The organism is Pseudomonas sp. DF5 (assembly GCF_058148225.1).
The window spans coordinates 1-310 of record NZ_JBYVYM010000084.1 but is presented as its reverse complement, the minus strand read 5'-3'; the positions used below and the strand labels follow the sequence as shown (position 1 = coordinate 310).

Sequence of the window (310 nt, the reverse complement as noted above, 5' to 3'; positions counted from 1 at the left end):
CGAAATTGGGTCTGTAGCTCAGTTGGTTAGAGCGCACCCCTGATAAGGGTGAGGTCGGCAGTTCGAATCTGCCCAGACCCACCAATTTTGTGTGGGAAAACCTGTAGAAATACGGGGCCATAGCTCAGCTGGGAGAGCGCCTGCCTTGCACGCAGGAGGTCAACGGTTCGATCCCGTTTGGCTCCACCACTACTGCTTCTGTTGTTGAAAGCTTAGAAATGAGCATTCCATTGTGATGATGGTGAATGTTGATTTCTAGTCTTTGGCTAGATCGTTCTTTAAAAATTTGGGTATGTGATAGAAAGATAGA

At 47.7% G+C, this 310-nt stretch carries 2 tRNA genes; both read left to right on the top strand.

What is annotated here, in order from left to right:
- The first annotated feature begins 7 nt into the window (after nucleotides 1-7).
- Nucleotides 8-84: transfer RNA gene (locus tag AC30D7_RS28800), tRNA-Ile, on the top strand.
- A gap of 29 nt (nucleotides 85-113) precedes the next feature.
- Nucleotides 114-189: transfer RNA gene (locus tag AC30D7_RS28795), tRNA-Ala, on the top strand.
- Nucleotides 190-310: the final 121 nt, after the last annotated feature.